This is a genomic window from Bacteroides sp. 43_46 (genome assembly GCF_001915455.1).
In the GTDB taxonomy this organism is placed as follows: Bacteria; Bacteroidota; Bacteroidia; order Bacteroidales; family Bacteroidaceae; genus Bacteroides; species Bacteroides caccae.
The window spans coordinates 1-1,200 of sequence record NZ_MNQN01000025.1; the positions used below are offsets into that span (position 1 = coordinate 1).

Below are 1,200 nucleotides of genomic sequence, written 5' to 3' on the forward strand. Positions count from 1 at the left end.
ATCCAGGTGGCGAAACTGAAGGACATGGACAGCGAGACGCGCGATGGTGCAGGCATCATCCGCCTGGGCTTCGACTTCGGTACGAATACCGACCTTGCCTTCATAGAAGTGAACGAGAAGATTGACGCCGCCATGAACTATCTGCCCAAGGATGCCGAACGCCCGAAGGTGATAAAGGCAAGTGCGACGGACATTCCTGTCTTCTACCTCAATCTGACCCTAAAAAACGACAGTGCATACGGCAAGGTGGACGAACGCGCGTTTCTTGATTTGTGCGAGTTTGCCGAAAATGTCATAAAGCGTCGCATCGAGCAGTTGGCGGAAGTGGCAATGGTGGATGTCACGGGTTTGGTCGAACGCCAGTTACAGATTGTGCCCGACCCGGATAAGCTTGCTGTGTTGGGGCTCTCCATTGAAGACATAGAAAACGTGCTGGCGCAAAACAACGTGGAGCCGGGCAGCATGACCGTGCGCGACGGCTACTACGAATACAACATTAAGTTCTCCACCCTGCTGCGGACAGAGGAGGACGTGAAGGGCATCCTGCTGCGAAAGGAAGGACGTATCATCCGCTTGGGAGACTTCTGCCGGGTAGAGATTGTTCCTGCCAAGGAGAAAGGTGTCTCCATGAGCAATGGCAAGCGTGCCGTTACCCTTGCCGTCATCAAGCAGGTGGACGAGAATATGGAAGACATGAAGCTTGCCATCAACAGCACGATGGACTACTTCAAGAAAGTATATCCCGACATTGATTTTAGCATCAGCCGTAACCAGACGGAGTTGCTGGACTATACCATCTCCAATCTTCAGCAAAATTTGTCGTTGGGTTTCCTGTTCATCTGCATTGTGGCGGTACTCTTCTTGGGTGACATCAAGTCACCGTTCATCATCGGGTTGAGTATGGTGGTATCTATTGTCATCTGCTTCCTGTTCTTCTACTTGTTCAAGATGTCACTCAATATCATTTCTTTGTCGGGATTAATCCTGGCGTTGGGTATGATGATTGACAGTAGTATCATTGTGACGGAGAACATTTCGCAGTATCGCGAACGGGGCTATTCGTTGCGGCGGGCTTGCGTGACGGGAACGAGTGAGGTGATTACGCCCATGCTGAGTTCGTCGCTGACCACTATTGCCGTATTTGTGCCGCTGATATTCATGAGCGGCATTGCAGGGGCGTTGTTCTACGACCAGGCATTC

1 protein-coding gene is annotated in these 1,200 nt (G+C 51.3%); it reads left to right on the plus strand.

Features of this window, described 5'->3' with window-relative positions; genetic code table 11:
- Positions 1–1,200: efflux RND transporter permease subunit (locus BHV72_RS02550; protein ID WP_286854305.1), on the plus strand; the 1,200-nt coding region annotated here is incomplete at both ends.